Here is a 14,146-nt window from a genome sequence, read left to right as displayed (position 1 = left end):
GATCGGCGGCGTGACAGTCCTCGTGCAGCCAGGAGAGGCGCCCGTCGTCGTCGAGGAGCCGCCCACGGATCGTGCGGCGGTACTAGACCCGCCACCATCCGGGGACCGCATGCGCGGGTGGCTCATGACGGCCGTCGTGACGCTGATCGGTGCCGTCGTGCGCTTCTGGAACGTCGGATATCCGACGGACAAGGGCACGCCGATCTTCGACGAGAAGCATTACGTGCCGCAGACGGCGCAGGTGCTGCGCAACGGCGGCTACGAGGACAACCCCGGCTACGAGCTGATCGTGCACCCGCCGCTCGCCAAACAGCTGATGGCGATCGGCCAGGAGCTCTTCGGCTACGACGGCATCGGCTGGCGGTTCGCCTCCGCGCTCGCCGGCGCGATCACGATCCTGCTGATCGTCCGGATCGCCCGCCGCCTGACCCGGTCGGACCTGCTGGGCGCGCTGGCCGGCATCCTGCTCATCGCGGACGGCGTCTCGCACGTCCAGTCGCGGATGGGCATGCTCGACATCTTCATCGCGCTGTTCGTCGTGGCCGCGTTCGGCTGCCTGGTCGCCGACCGCGAACAGATGCGCGCACGACTCGCCGTGGCCGTGCGCGAGGGCTTCATCAACAACTCGGCGTTCGGTCCGTGGATCGGCTTCCGCTGGTGGCGCTTCGGCGCGGGCGTGATGCTCGGTGCGGCGTGCGGCATCAAGTGGTCCGGCATCTGGTACATCGCCGCGTTCGGTCTGCTGACGGTCATCTGGAGCGCGCTGGCACGGCGTGCCGCGGGCGTCGAGGAGCCGTGGCTGGGCGCGCTGGTGAAGGACGTCCTGCCGTCGCTGGGCGGCCTGGTCGCGGTCCCCGTGCTGGTCTACGTCGCGACGTGGTTCCCGTGGATGGCCAGCGAGACCGGCATCGACCGGCACGTGGTCGGCGGCAAGGTCCAGGACATCTCGTACATCCCCGACGTCCTGCAGTCGCTTTGGTACAACGCGAAGAACGTCTACAAGTTCCACGTCGAGCTGGTCACCTCGGAGACCAACCGGCACCCGTGGGAGTCGAAGCCGTGGACATGGCCGATGGGCCTGCGTCCGATGCTCTACTACTACGACAACTCCGTCACGGGCTGCGGCGCGGCATCGTGCCTCGGCGCGATCATGCTCATCGGCACGCCCGCGATGTGGTGGCTCGCGTTCCCGGTGATCGGCTGGGCGCTGTACCGCACCATCGGCCGCATGGACTGGCGCTACGCCGGTGTCCTGGTCGGCTACGCCGCGGGCCTGCTGCCGTGGTTCCTCAACCTCGACCGGCAGATGTACTTCTTCTACGTCACGCCGATGGCGCCGTTCCTGGTGCTGCTGATCGTGCTGGCGCTGGGCGAGATCCTGGGCCGGCGCACCGCGGGCTCCGAACGGCGCGGCACCGGACTGCTCGTCGTCGCGCTGTACGTGGGCATCGTGGTGGCGAACTTCGTGTGGCTGTGGCCGATCCTGAACGGCAACCCGATCACACCGGAGATGTGGCAGCAGCAGCTGTGGCTGCCTAGCTGGCGCTGATCTCGAGGGCTCTTTCCTTGGTCAGGTCGCCTTCCAGCCTCATGGTGACCTGACCTCGTTGCCAGAGCAGGGTTTGGCCGGTCAGCCGCGGTTCCTCGGTGTGCCACGCGCCGTCGCGGTCGATGTAGAAGAACACGTGCGGGAACGGGATCCAGATCTTGTCGCCGATCTGCTCGACGCCCTCCTGGTGGACGAGCTTGCCGACGGTCGAGCTGATGGTGCCGTCGAACTGGTCGAGCCTCAGGCCGCCGTAGTGCAGGCTGACGAACCGTCCTTCGTGGACGGTGATGTGGTCCGGCGTGCCGAGTTCCGCGGGCAGATGGATCTCGAACGGCATCCGGGCTTTCGCTTCGTCGAGCGAGACCTGCCGGCTCGGCAACGGAGGGGCGACTGATCGCGGCGCCTCGGTGCGGAACTCGACGCCGGCGAACTCCAGGAGCTGCTGGACGCCCGCCCGCACCGCCGGGGACACCGCGAAGGCGATCGCTGACGCGGTGATCGCGGCCACCAGTGCCCTGAGCCAGCGGTTCCGCCTGCGTGGCGCGTTGATCCTGGCCAGCACCTGGGCCGTGACGTCCGGCGGTTCCGGCACGTGGATCTGCCGGCCCAGATCGCGGAGGGCGGCCTCTGCCCGGTCATCGGTCATGGGCCACCTCCTCCAGCATCGGGCGCAGCTTCGCCAGGGCGCGCGACAACCTCGACTTCACGGTTCCCTTGGCCAGGTTGAGGGTCTGCGCGGTCTCGGCCTCGCTCAGGTCCAGCAGGTACCGGCACGTGACGACCTGACGATCGGCTTCGTTCAGGCTCTGGACGGCCTTCAGGAGCTTGGCGCGGGAGTCGTCCACGAGCGTGCCGGGATCGTCGTGGTCGACGGTCTCCGTGATGGCGGCGAGCCTGAGCTCCATCAGGTTGCGCCGCCGTCTGCCGCGATGCAGGTTCTTCGTCTCGTTGGCGACGATCTTGAGCAGCCACGGCTTGAAGTCGGCTTCGGCTCTGAACGTGTAGAGCTTCCGGTACGCCTTCACGAACGCCTCCTGCACCACGTCACCGGCGTCCGCACCGGCCCCGAGCAGGTACGCGGTCCGGTGCGCGAGCGCGGTGTACCGGGCGACCAGCTCGCCGTAGGCCGCCTGGTCGCCTGCGATCGCCCGTGCCACCGCTTCGTCCGTGATGCCCTCTCTACACCGGGAACCCGGCATCGGTTCCCGGTGTATTCGCGTCATGAGAATTCTGGCCTTGTCATGCGCTTTCCTGCTGATCAGCGCACCAAGTGCGCTCGCGGGCGGCTGGGCGGTCACGTACGTCGACCCGGTGCCGTCGATCCAGCCCTCCGTGACCCACACGGTCGGCTACTGGGTGCTCCAGCACGGCACCCATCCGTTCTCCGGCGACCTCGGCAAGACCGGGCTGCGCTTCAAGTCCGGGGCGGACACGCGGGACTTCGTCGGCGTCGCACTGGGCGAACCCGCGCACTACGCCGTGACGTTCTCACTGCCCGCCGGCTCGTACGAGGTGTTCGGCGTGCAGGGCGTGTTCCCGGAGCACCCGCTGGGCACGCTGACCGTGCCGGGCACGTTGCTGGTGAAGCCGGTGGACCCGCAGAGGGTGCAGGGAACGGTGGACGGCCCGTCGCCGTGGCAGGAGATCGCGCCGCCACTGCCGAAACTCGAAGTCTCCGCCTCGCCCGCCCCGGCCGCCGCGGTGGTGCCGGAGGAGTCCTCGGGAAAGCTCTTGCCCGTGTGGCTCGTAGGACTCGTCGTCGCCGGCGCGGCCGGTGTGTTCCTGCTGCTGCGCAAGAGGTTGCGGCCGAACGGCCGAAGGTGAGTGGTGAGGCGATCGGCGGAAACCGCCTCACCACTCTTCGCGTGGCATCCCGTGAGATGCCGAGGCCTTCCGAGTGAACCACGGCTTAGGTCGTTGAACGGTGAATCACCGTTACGGACCGGTCCAACGTTCACCCGGATGCCTACATCGGCATGTGCCTCGTGGGCGGCGGCGTCGGCTTGCTGATCATCTTGGTGACCGGGCCTTCCTTGCTCATGCCCTCCTGGTCGAGGAACTGCGACAGCTGCCCGCGCACCTGGGCCAGCGACGGACGGCGCCCCGGTTCGGGGTCCATCGCCGCGAGCAGGAGCCTCGCGTGCTTGCTGTTCTGCGGCAGCTTGGTGATCGGTTCGCCCTGGGCCGCGGCCATCAGCGAGGAGATCGGGTTCTCGCGGGAGCCGCGCGGCGGGTGGCCGGTCAGGGCGTAGGAGACCGTGGCGGCCAGCTGCCAGGAGTCCGATGCCGGGGACGCCGTTTCGCCGCGGGCCGTTTCCGGGGCGAGGAAGTCCGGGGTGCCGACCATCATGCCGGTGGCCGTGAGGGTGCTGTCGCCCTTGGAGCGGGCGATGCCGAAGTCGATCAGGTGCGCGGTGCCCTGGTTGTCGACGATCACGTTCGACGGCTTCACGTCGCGGTGCAGGACGCCGCGGTCGTGGGCCGCCGCCAGCGCGTCGGCCATGTTCAGCCAGAGGCGGGCGGCGAGCTTGTCGTCGATCAGGCCGTTCTTCAGGACCGTCTCGGACAGCGAGGCGCCCTCGATGTACTCCATGACCAGGGCGAGGCCGTCCGGGTCCTGGACGATGTCGAAGACCCGCACGCAGTTCGGGTGGCGGACCGCGGCCAGGGCTCGTGCCTCGCGGAGCATCCGCGCCTCGGTCTCGTTGTCCGGGGCGTGGGCGAGCTTCACCGCCACCGTGCGGTCGAGCTGCTCGTCCACGGCCAGCCAGACCGTGCCGAAGCCGCCGGAACCGAGCTGGCGAACGCGGCGGAACCTGCCGTTGCCGGGGTTCCAGACCTTGCCCGACTTCTGCACCGGCGCGGGCGACTCGGCGTTGGCCGCGCCCGGACCGAACGGCAGCGGGCCCGGCGTGTCCGCGAGCACCGCCGGGTTCGACGGCTGCGGAGGACCCGGCTGCGGCATGACCTCGGCGACGCGGGTCGGCGGGTACTGACGCGGCGGCTGGTTCTGCGGCTGCTGCTGCGGCTGCGTCACCGGGCGCATCGGCCGGTTCATCGGCGCCGGCTGGTACTTCGGCACCTGCGCCGGCTGGTACGGCGGCGGGTTCTGGCCCGGGTTGTGCGGCGGCGGCTGGTGCTGCGCGGCCGTGATGGGCTTGGTCGGCGCCTTCTTCTGCGGCTGACCTGCCGGAAGCTGGTTGTTCTTCTGCTGCGGCGTGCGTGCCACCGGCTGCGGTGGTGGCGAGTTCTGCGAGTTCCGGTCCTGGGACCGGTCGCGGCCGGGGCGGTTCAGCATGGCGGTAGTCAACCCGAAAATCCGCACGACGAGTGAGCCGATTATCGCAATCGGCAGAAACCCGAGGAGCACATGGCCGACGAGCGTTACGGGGAATGCCGACGTGGTCACCAGCAGTACCAGGAACATCGGCCAGAACACCCGGCGCGGCCAGTTCGGCCCGAGCCGGAACGCCGAGCCTGACTGCAGCATGACGAACAGCAGGCACAGCAGCGCGAGCGCCGCGGTGATGCCCGCGGCCGCCAGGAACAGCGGCTGCTCCGTCGGCCGCTGGATCACGCCGATGATCGACGGCGCCCCGTCGACCAGGTAGCTGCCCTGGGAGAACGTCCCGAAGCAGGTGGACTCGTCGAGGGAAGCCGATCCGGGGATGGCGCGACTGGACAGGCCCTGCACGGTGCCGCGCATGACGAGCCACGGCAGCACCAGGCAGCTGGCGACGCCGAGCACGGTGAAGATGGCACCGGTCACGGGTCCGTAGGAGTTGCCGACCACGCGGCGCACCGCGATGGACAGCAGCGCCCCGATCGTCGGGAACAACCCGAGCGCCGCGCCGAGCGCCGTGGTGGTCCACACCCAGTCACCGGGGCAGACACTCGCACCCACGAAGCCGTGCAGCCACGTGAGCAAGGACTCAGCGAGCCCCACGACTCACACCACCCCTTCCGAGATCACCCCCAGCCTAGGCGGTCTGTCAGCGTACGGTGCGTGATTGGTTTGCGGTTGACGCCACAGCAACCCTTTCCTTGATCACCGCGTTGTACCTCCGTCGTGATCTGCTCTGCCAGGCTTCAAGCCCATGAGAACCGATGCCCCGTCGTCTACTGGAACGCATCAGCGCCCACTCCCGTTGAACCTCATCGGTGATGTCGGCCGGGGGCCGGCAAGCGTCACACGCACGGGCAAGGGTCCGCACTAATGGATGACTCGCGAAGTGATCAGGGTCGCGCCGTCCTGCGCGTCGGCAGGCGACCGCGCTCCTTCCGCCGCGGTGAGCACCTGATCACCGCGGGCACGCCGAGTGACGAGGTGCTGCTGCTGGAGTCCGGCCTGGTCAAGGTGGTCCTGCCGACCGGAGGCGCCCGCGATCCGATCACCGGCCTGTACGGCGCCGGCTCGCTGCTCGGCGAGATCGGCGTGACCAGCGGTGCCCCGCGCAGCGCACACGTGATCGCCCTGGTCGCCGGAGCGGCGTGGCACGTGGCGGGCAGCCGCTTCCTGGCCTTGCGGGACGACAGGGGCGTCCAGCGGCTCATCGAGGAGACGTGGCGCGAACGGCAGCGCAACGCCGACGAGAACCTGCGCAGGCAGATGCGCTCCGGAGCCGCTCGGGTGGCGATGTGCCTGCTGACGTGGGCGCGCGAGTTCGGCACCGGCACCGAGTCGGGCCTCGAACTGCGCGGGGTGAGCCAGCAGGACGTGGCCCACGCCGTCGCGATGTCGGTGAAGACGATCGAACCGTTCCTGCACGCGTTGCGCGAGCAGGGCCTGCTCCGGACCAGCCGGCTGCGCTTCGTGCTGCCGTCAGCGGACGGTCTTGGCCATTTCATTGCCAACGCGGATGGCATGAACTGACAACTTCTTGTCCCTGCATTCCGGGTGAGCGTGCGGACCCGAACCACCAAACTCGCTGTCTTCTTCGAATTGGAGGCAGCGAGTGAACCAAGTTCCGCAGCACCGTGCGTTGCTCGGCGTAGACGTCGTCGGCTCGGCACAACTGCCTGGGCATCTGTTGAACGCCATCCCCGGCACGATCTCGAACCTCGTCGGTTCCGCATTGCGGCAGAGCGGAATCGACCCGGACGGCGAGGTGCTCTCCCTCGAATCGCCCGGTGACGGGGTCCTGATGGTGCTGCCGAGCGGCAGGCTCGGCGCGATCCTCGACGCGGCCGTGCGGCTCGACCAGCTCACGGTCGAGCACAACCGCTGGCGCAAACCAGAGGTGCGGCTGCGCGTGGCCGTCCACGTCGGTCCGGTCGGCGACGACGGCTTCCACCGCGCCCGCATCACCCACACGCGGCTGCTCGACGCGCCGGAGTTCAAGAACCTGCTGAAGCGCTGCCACGCCGAGGCCACTGGCGCGACCGCTGAAGAGACCGCGACCACCGCGTTGATCGTCTCCTCCGAGGCGCTGGACACGGCGTTCAGCGGTGACCACACGGAGGTGGCGCGGCGAGGTGACTTCGCTTCGTTGCCCGTGTCGCACAAGGAGTACCGGCACGACGCGTGGGTCCGCGTGCCGGGCTTCGACTCACGCAGCCTGGCCGCGCTCGCCGACACCACCACCGCTCCGGAACCAGTGGCACGCGTCCGGAACGTGGTGCACGGCAACATGCACGGCGTCCAGGCCGGGAACGTGAGCGGCGACCTCAACTTCCACGCGGGTCGCCGGCCATGAGCGACGACAAGGAACCTGCCGCTGAAGAGCCTGCGGAGAAGAAGCCGTCATCGCCGCTTTCCCCGGACGAACCCAGATACATGCCGACGAACGTCACGCACGGCGACATGCACGGCGTGCAGACCGGAGACGTGAACGGCAACGTCAACGTGTTCGCCCCCGTCACCTCGGCCCAAGCGAATCTCATAGTTCGCTACGCGGCGCCTCAGGACATCAGGGACGTGCGGAAGGAGTTCGTCGTTCCCGGCAGGTTCGACGACGCCCTGGCCACCCTCAGGCGGGAACACGTCGTCGCCCTGTGCGGTGAGGGAACCGGCCGGACGTTCACCGCGCTTCGGCTGCTGGCACACGAGTTCGGCCTCACGAAGATCGCCGACATGAACCGCTCCCGCACGCTCGGCAGCATCCGCGAGGCCGAGTTGGAGGCCGGCACCGGCATCGTGCTGGACGTGCGGGACAGCCGCGACCGGCCGTTCACCGACCGCGAGTTCTCGCAGTGCCTGAGCATGATGAGAGACGCGCAGTGCCGCCTCGTGATCTTGCTCGACCACGTCTCGCAGGCACCCATCAGCGCGTTGAAGCACACGGTTCAGCTGACGCGGCCCTCACCGGTCGAGGTGGCCCAGGCGGCACTGCGGCGCCTCGGCCACGTGGACGAGGCTTCGCTGCAGACCATCAAGAACGATCTCGCACCGGCGTTGGAGGACGCCGCCCCGGACAAGGCGGTGCTCGCGGCCGATCTGGCCGTGCAGATCCAGCTGGGTGATCTCGAAGTCGCCGAAGCGATCAAATCGCTGAAGGAGGAGGTGACCGAAGCGGTCGCGCACTGGTTCGAGGAACTGGACGTGCGGGCGCACGCGTACTCGTTCGCCGTCGCCGTGCTGGAGAACCAGCCGTTCGAGCACGTGATGCAGCGAGCGTGGGCGTTGGACCAGAACATCCGGAAGGCTCGCCTGCCGGAGGACGGGAAGTTGCGCCCGCGGTGCGTGTTCGACAAGCCCAAGAACGAGATGCTGAAGGAGATCCGGGCGAAGACCGAGATCCGCGCCCACCCCAAGCACAAGGACCTCTTCGAGGAGACCATCCGGTTCGAACGGCGCGACTGGGCGAGCGGTGTGTTCAAGTACGTCTGGCGGCAGTACCCGGCCGCGCAGGAGGTTCTGCGGGACTGGATGGGCGAGGACGCGACGCTCGACAGGTTCACCGAGGAGAGCGTCCAGGCCGTCTGCGAGGTCGTGCGGACCGTCCCGGCCCACGAACCTCTGGCGATCATCGAGAACCTGGGCTCCCACCGCCAGTTCGGGCGGCGGGCCCTGGCGGCGAGGGCACTCGAGGTCCTGATGGACGACAACCTCGTCCGTCCGCTCGTCGAGAGCACCCTGGAGAAGTGGACGAAGTACGGCGGCGCGTACCAGAAGTGGACGGTGGCACGGGTCTACTCGTCCGAGTTCGGTCGTCGCGACCTCGCGAAGTCACTGGAGAAGCTGACCGAGATCGGCAAGGCCGAGTACTACACGTCGCAGAACGCGGTGGTCGCCGGCGTGCTGCGAATGCTGGTGAACGAGGACATCCGGGGTATCGCCATCGAGACGGTCGTGTCGTGGACCGGAGCGCGGTACCGCCGCACCGGCCTGCAACCGATCACGCTCGCACTGGCGCTGTGGGTGGCGGGCTTCTACGAGCACCGCCGCGCCTACTTCATCGAGTTCGGCGAGGCGTTCCCGAAGCACGTCAGGGACCTGCTCAGACACGCTCTCGCGGACGACGAGTACGGCGAGCACCTGCTCACGCGCCTCGGCGACCTGGCTCTGCACGCCAGGTGGGACGAGGCGAAGGCGGCCGAACTCGTCCGGCTGACGTCGCTGATCGCCCCTGACCTGTCGTGGTGGCGCCGCAGGGACGCCGTCGAGGCCGTGACCTTCCAGCACCCCACGAAACGTTCGGAGATCCGCCGGATCTTCCGGATCGCGCGGAAGGTGCAGAAGGCGCGCAAGCGTCAGCCGTCGTAGACCTGGTGGTCGGAGGTGGTGCGCGAACTGCCCCTGCCCGCCGAGGCGCTGGAGGTCGGCACGGCCGGACCGGACGCCACCGGCAGGTCGCCGAGGCCCGCGATGAACTCGACGGTCCACAGGTGCCGCGCGGCGGGGTTGCGCTCCGTGAAGGAGTCGCCGAGGCCGTAGGTGGCGACGCTGGTGTTCTGCTGGTCGTGCATCTCGACGGTGATCTGCGAGCCGAGCAGGCCCTTCTCGCCGGGTGCGCAGGCCAGTTCCAGGCGGGTGCGGATCCACTGCGGCTCGGTGGCAGGGTCCGCTTCGAGTTCCTCGGAGACAGCGGTGCAGGCCGTGCCGTGGGCACGGAAGGTCAGGGCGGCCCGGAAGACGACGAGCTCACCGGCCGTGCAGCCGGTGAGAACGCGCGCTTCCACAGCTGTCTCCGTGCTGGAGACGACAGGACGGGCGGCCGTGCACCGGGCGGCAGGGGCTTCGGTCGACGCCGCTGCACCGCTGGAGGTGACGGCCCCGAGTAATAACGCGGCGACCACAGATCTCATGAGACAAAACTATTTGTGGACGCCGCGTTGCTCACTGAACTTCACCCCACGGGTGGGTGAGCGCGAAAAACGCTGCAAACATCGACCTGTCAGTGGTCGTGGTGGTCGTGCTCGGGAGCGAACGGCTGGTAGACGTAGAACATCGTGACCGGCTCGTCGCCCGCCACGGTCTCGTGGTCGACACCCGGCGGCACGAACGCGTACGAGCCCGCCGTCGCCTCCACCCCGCCGATGCTCACGGTGCCGTCGACGACCCACGTGTGCTGCGTCGCCGACGGGTGGTTGTGGCCGTCGTCGCGCGCGCCCGGCGCCATCTGGATCAGGCCGACGATGGTGTCGCCGCTGGGCGACTTCCACAGCAGCTTGTTCTGCAGCCGTTCGTCGCCGTGCAGCGGGAACGCCTTCAGCTGGGCGAGGGCTTCGGCGGACAGGACCGTGACCTTGTCCTGCGGCACGTCGCTCATGGGAACAGCCTTTCGGGAGCCGAACGAGCTTACGGCCGTTTTATAGACGAAAGGGCCGCCCACATTACTGCGGACGGCCCGGACCCACTCAGTTCAGCTGCATTTGGCCTCACCGTTGAACAGCAGGAACGTCGTCAGCTCCCCGTCGGTGAAGTGGAAGCTCAGCACGACACCCTGCTGATCGGGCACCGGCACCTCGAAGCCCTTGCCGTCCTTGTCCACGGCGTTCGGGTAGGCCGCCTTGAGCTGCTCGACCGTGGCGCCCATGCCGATGTTCTTCGCCGTCGTGGCTCCCGGCGGCGGCACGATCATCCGGATCTTGTCGCCGGCGAACATGACACCACCGTTGGCCTCGCGCGCCTCGGCCCGCGCGGCGATGCGCTTGGTGGACTCCGCGGAGAGCTCGACCGACTTGGCCCCCGCCTCCGCGGCCGCAGCGAGCTTCTCGGCGTGGGCGGCGTAGGCCGCGGCGCCCGCATTCGCTCCCGGCGCGGGACCGACCGCCGCGTCGGCATCGTCGGCCGCCTTCTTCGCGGCCTCGTACTTCTGCTCGATCTCGGCGTCTTCCGCGAGCTGCTTCGGATCGGGCGCCGGCGCGCCCTGGTAGCGGTAGTCCTCGCAGTCGCCGGTCTTGCCGGCGGCGGTCGCACCGAGCTCACCGGTGGCCAGTGCGTCCTTTTTGGACATTCCGGGCTTCAGCTTGCCCCAGCCGGTGACGTCGAAGTGCTTCTGCTGCGTCGTCGCCTGCTGGTCCCCCGAACCCGCGGAGCAGCTGACGGCGGCGAGTGCTACCGCCACGACGAATAGAGCTTTCAATCCCCCAAGATTGTTCACGCGCAGAAGATATCCGCCGCCGAAGAAAAGCCCGAACGGGTTATCGAACCTACGGGGGTCCGGGGGCTTGCCCCCGGCTGGGGTCTGGGGGCTCGGCCCCCAGAAAACACCGAGGGCCGAGAAGATCTGCGCTTTCTGCAGATACTTCTCGACCCTCGGAACGAGTGGAGCTGAGGGGAATCGAACCCCTGACCTTCTCGATGCGAACGAGACGCGCTACCAACTGTGCTACAGCCCCTTGCGGTGTTACGAGAGAACTATAGCAGTCCCAGAAGGGGTGTTTCACCACCCCCTCCTAAGCCCCGACAGCACCTCGGTACCGCAGCGACTCCAGTCCGTCTAACTCGACGAAGACCGGGTCCTCGTCGTCGGAGTCGACCGGGATGGTGCCCGGAAGCACGCGGTGTTCGAAGCGCGGCAGCGGTGGCAACGCGGGCCCGTCGTCGACGACCTCGACCTGGGTGGTCTCGGACTCCTCGGCGACCTGCTGCGGGATCTCGGCGGCGACGGCCGGGGTCTCCTGCTGCTGCGGGCCCGTCTCACGGCGACGGCGCACCTGCTGCAGGCGGGCGAGCCGGCGGGCGCGGATCTCCTCTTCGATCCGCACCTGCCGGCGCAGGTACGTCAGGTAGCCGACGAGCAGCAGGTCGAGTGCGGCGTGTCCGTACCAGAGCTTCGCGTAGAACACTCCGGCGACGATTCCCGACACCACGGCGGCGATCAGGAGGGACGCCACCACTCTGCGGCGGAACGCGTACTTGGCCTGCGCCACCAGAACGGCGGCTTCCGGGTCGTAGCCACCACGGCCACGCCGGAACGGGCGCTCGACGTACTCCTCCTCGTCGAAGTAGTCGTCGTCGATGTCGTGGATGTCGTCGTACTCGGCATCGGGCATGGCGTCGTACTCCTCCCCCACGCTGCGCGCACTCTCCTGGCGCTTGCGGGCCAACATGGGGACGAGGACCACGAGCCAGGCGACGACCAGCGCAACGATGATCAGCGAACTCGGCATTCCCCGTTCACCTCCCCCGGCCCACGCGTGGTGCTGTCAACCACGCTAGTCACAACAGTCACACCTGTCTCGGAGGCACGCCGAACTCGGTGCGTACCAAAGTGTGGTGTATCACCCACTTTTGGGTGAAGTGATTACGGCAAACGGAAGCGAACGTCAGGGAAGACGGGCCTCTCCGCGTGCGACCAAACGGCGCACTAGGCCATCCGGGACCTCTTCGGTCGTGAGCGCGAAGCAGAGGTGGTCGCGCCACTGCCCGGCAACATCCAGATAACGCTTGAAGAGGCCTTCCTCGCGATACCCGGACTTCGTGAGCACGCGGATCGAGGCGCCGTTCTCGGGACGGACGGTGGCTTCGAGCCGGTGCAGACCAGCGCCGCGGAAAGCGTGATCGGTGAGCAACGCCACGGCCGCCGTTGCGACGCCGCCTCCCGCCCGATCAGCGGCTACCCAATAGCCGATCCACGCGGACAGCAACGAGCCGCGCACGATGTTGCCGACCGTGATCTGACCGGCGACCTCACCGTCCACGAGGATCATGAACGGCAGCGTGGTGCCGCGCCGGGCCATGCCGCGCAACGACGACCACTGGGCGGGCCAGGACAGCGTCGCGTTGCGCTCGTCCCAGCCCTCCGGCGCCGTCGGTTCCCATTGTTCGAGGTAGGCGCGGTCGCGGATGCGCAGCCTCGACCACTTACCGCCGTCGAAGAGCCTCGGCCCGCGCAGCTCGACGGTTCCCGCGCGCACCTGGAGAGGCCCCAGCCGGACCGGCCAGCCGGGGTGTCTGCCCAGATCGGCGAAAACGCTCATCCACGCTGCGCAAGGAAGCTGACCAGCACCTCTGCACCGACGGACACCTCGGTGACGTCCTCCTCGACCATGATCAGGCAGTTCGCCTCGGCCAGTGACGCGAGCAGGTGCGACCCGGACGTGCCGAGCGGCTGCACCAGGTACTCGCCGTTGTCCGCGTCGCGCAGCAGCTGGCCGCGCAGGAAGCCCCGGCGGCCCTTGGTCGACTGCAGCGGCGACAGCAGGCGTGCACTGACGGCGCGACGGTACGGGTTCTTCTTGCCCAGCGCGGCCCTGATCAGGGGCCTGACCAGCACCTCGAACACGACGAGCGCGCTCATCGGGTTCGCGGGCAGCAGGAACGTCGGCACGGCGTCCGGGCCGAGGCGGCCGAAGCCCTGCGCGGAGCCGGGGTGCATGCCGACGCGGGTGACGTCCATGTCGCCCAGGTCCGCGATCGCGGCCCTGACCTCGTCGCCGACCGTGCCGCCCACGCCACCGGCGATGACGACGATCTCGGAGAGCAGCAGCCTGCCCTCGATCACCTCGCGCAGCCGGCGCGGGTCGGCCGACATGATGCCGACCCGGCTTACCTCGGCGCCCGCGTCGCGTGCGGCGGCGGACAGCGCGTACGAGTTCACGTCGTAGACCTGGCCCTGGCCGGGCGTGCGGTCGACGTCGACGAGCTCCTCGCCGAGCGAGATGACGGACACGCGCGGACGTGGGTGCACGAGCACCTTGTTGCGTCCGACAGCGGCCAGCAGACCCACCTGAGCAGCACCGATGGACGCACCGCGGCGGACGGCGACGTCGCCGGTCTGCACGTCCTCACCGGTGCGGCGGACGAACCCGGCGGACGGCACGCTGCGGTTGACCGTCACCTTGGCCTGGTGGCCGTCGGTGTACCCGAGCGGCACGACCGCGTCGGCCAGCGTGGGCAGCGGCGCGCCGGTCGCGATCCGCACGGCCTGGCCGGGCTGCAGCCTGCGCGGCTGCCGGGAGCCGGCCGGGATCTCACCCACGACCGGCAGCTGCACGGGGCTCGCGTTCGCGCCGGACACGTCGACGCTGCGCACCGCGTAGCCGTCCACGGCGGCCTGGTCGAAGCCGGGCAACGCGCGTTCCGCGACGACCTCTTCGGCGCAGAGCAGGCCCTGCGACTCCGAGATCGCCACCCGCACGGGTGCGGGCCGCACCGCGGCCGCGATCACCCGAGCGAGCTGCTCGTCCACTGACCTCATGTGATTGGTC

The 14,146-nt window shown here is 68.9% G+C and carries 14 protein-coding genes and 1 tRNA gene; 5 read left to right on the top strand and 10 right to left on the bottom strand.

From position 1 onward, the window contains the following. Positions 1–10 precede the first annotated feature (10 nt). Positions 11–1,549 (top strand): dolichyl-phosphate-mannose--protein mannosyltransferase, encoded by a 1,539-nt coding sequence (locus tag SK571_RS44000; protein ID WP_319990055.1) that lies wholly within the window; start codon positions 11–13, stop codon positions 1,547–1,549. Here the strand turns inward: SK571_RS44000 and SK571_RS43995 are convergent. Next, positions 1,536–2,195, bottom strand: coding sequence for a hypothetical protein (locus SK571_RS43995; protein WP_319990054.1), 660 nt, complete (start codon positions 2,193–2,195; stop codon positions 1,536–1,538). The two genes, SK571_RS44000 and SK571_RS43995, sit on opposite strands and share 14 nt — an antisense overlap. Then, positions 2,185–2,706: an RNA polymerase sigma factor gene (locus tag SK571_RS43990; protein ID WP_319990053.1), complete on the bottom strand. Its 522-nt coding sequence runs from the start codon at positions 2,704–2,706 to the stop codon at positions 2,185–2,187. The genes SK571_RS43995 and SK571_RS43990 overlap by 11 nt, the downstream gene beginning before the upstream one ends. Before the next feature lie 64 nt (positions 2,707–2,770). Between SK571_RS43990 and SK571_RS43985 the strand changes: the two genes are divergently transcribed. Further along, entirely contained in the window at positions 2,771–3,373 is a 603-nt protein-coding gene (locus SK571_RS43985) for a hypothetical protein (protein ID WP_319990052.1), read from the top strand. Positions 3,374–3,515: 142 nt separating this feature from the next. Here the strand turns inward: SK571_RS43985 and SK571_RS43980 are convergent, their stop codons facing one another. Beyond that, positions 3,516–5,495 carry a serine/threonine-protein kinase gene (locus SK571_RS43980; protein ID WP_319990051.1) on the bottom strand — a complete coding sequence of 660 codons (1,980 nt, stop codon included), beginning with the start codon at positions 5,493–5,495 and terminating at the stop codon, positions 3,516–3,518. A gap of 270 nt (positions 5,496–5,765) precedes the next feature. Between SK571_RS43980 and SK571_RS43975 the strand changes: the two genes are divergently transcribed. The 3 genes from SK571_RS43975 to SK571_RS43965 all read left to right on the top strand — a co-directional run bounded on the left by SK571_RS43975 (position 5,766) and on the right by SK571_RS43965 (position 9,254). Then, positions 5,766–6,422 (top strand): Crp/Fnr family transcriptional regulator, encoded by a 657-nt coding sequence (locus SK571_RS43975; protein WP_319990050.1) that lies wholly within the window; start codon positions 5,766–5,768, stop codon positions 6,420–6,422. A gap of 82 nt (positions 6,423–6,504) precedes the next feature. Further along, positions 6,505–7,245, top strand: a complete 741-nt coding sequence (locus tag SK571_RS43970; protein ID WP_319990049.1) for a hypothetical protein — start codon at positions 6,505–6,507, stop codon at positions 7,243–7,245. After that, positions 7,242–9,254 (top strand): hypothetical protein, encoded by a 2,013-nt coding sequence (locus SK571_RS43965; protein ID WP_319990048.1) that lies wholly within the window; start codon positions 7,242–7,244, stop codon positions 9,252–9,254. The genes SK571_RS43970 and SK571_RS43965 overlap by 4 nt, the downstream gene beginning before the upstream one ends. Here the strand turns inward: SK571_RS43965 and SK571_RS43960 are convergent. The 7 genes from SK571_RS43960 to glp all read right to left on the bottom strand — a co-directional run bounded on the left by SK571_RS43960 (position 9,242) and on the right by glp (position 14,136). Further along, positions 9,242–9,670: a hypothetical protein gene (locus tag SK571_RS43960; protein WP_319990047.1), complete on the bottom strand. Its 429-nt coding sequence runs from the start codon at positions 9,668–9,670 to the stop codon at positions 9,242–9,244. The genes SK571_RS43965 and SK571_RS43960 overlap by 13 nt on opposite strands. Positions 9,671–9,885: 215 nt before the next feature. Beyond that, positions 9,886–10,260, bottom strand: coding sequence for a cupin domain-containing protein (locus tag SK571_RS43955; protein WP_319990046.1), 375 nt, complete (start codon positions 10,258–10,260; stop codon positions 9,886–9,888). Positions 10,261–10,353: 93 nt separating this feature from the next. Next, the gene (locus SK571_RS43950; protein ID WP_319990045.1) at positions 10,354–11,058 is read right to left on the bottom strand and encodes a hypothetical protein; all 705 of its coding nucleotides are present in this window, start codon (positions 11,056–11,058) and stop codon (positions 10,354–10,356) included. Between the two features lie 201 nt (positions 11,059–11,259). Further along, positions 11,260–11,332, bottom strand: a tRNA-Ala gene (locus tag SK571_RS43945). Positions 11,333–11,389: 57 nt separating this feature from the next. Further along, positions 11,390–12,106, bottom strand: a complete 717-nt coding sequence (gene sepX, locus SK571_RS43940) for a divisome protein SepX/GlpR (protein WP_319990044.1) — start codon at positions 12,104–12,106, stop codon at positions 11,390–11,392. Between the two features lie 156 nt (positions 12,107–12,262). Further along, positions 12,263–12,916 (bottom strand): GNAT family N-acetyltransferase, encoded by a 654-nt coding sequence (locus tag SK571_RS43935; RefSeq protein ID WP_319990043.1) that lies wholly within the window; start codon positions 12,914–12,916, stop codon positions 12,263–12,265. Next, a complete protein-coding gene (gene glp / locus SK571_RS43930; protein ID WP_319990042.1) occupies positions 12,913–14,136 on the bottom strand; it encodes a molybdotransferase-like divisome protein Glp in 1,224 nt (407 codons plus the stop codon). The genes SK571_RS43935 and glp overlap by 4 nt, the downstream gene beginning before the upstream one ends. Between the last annotated feature and the right edge of the window lie 10 nt (positions 14,137–14,146).

This window comes from Lentzea kristufekii, from assembly GCF_033949925.1.
GTDB classification, from domain to species: domain Bacteria; phylum Actinomycetota; class Actinomycetes; order Mycobacteriales; family Pseudonocardiaceae; genus Lentzea; species Lentzea kristufekii.
Note: the sequence above shows the minus strand (reverse complement) of the source record. Positions and strands in the feature narration are given on the sequence as shown.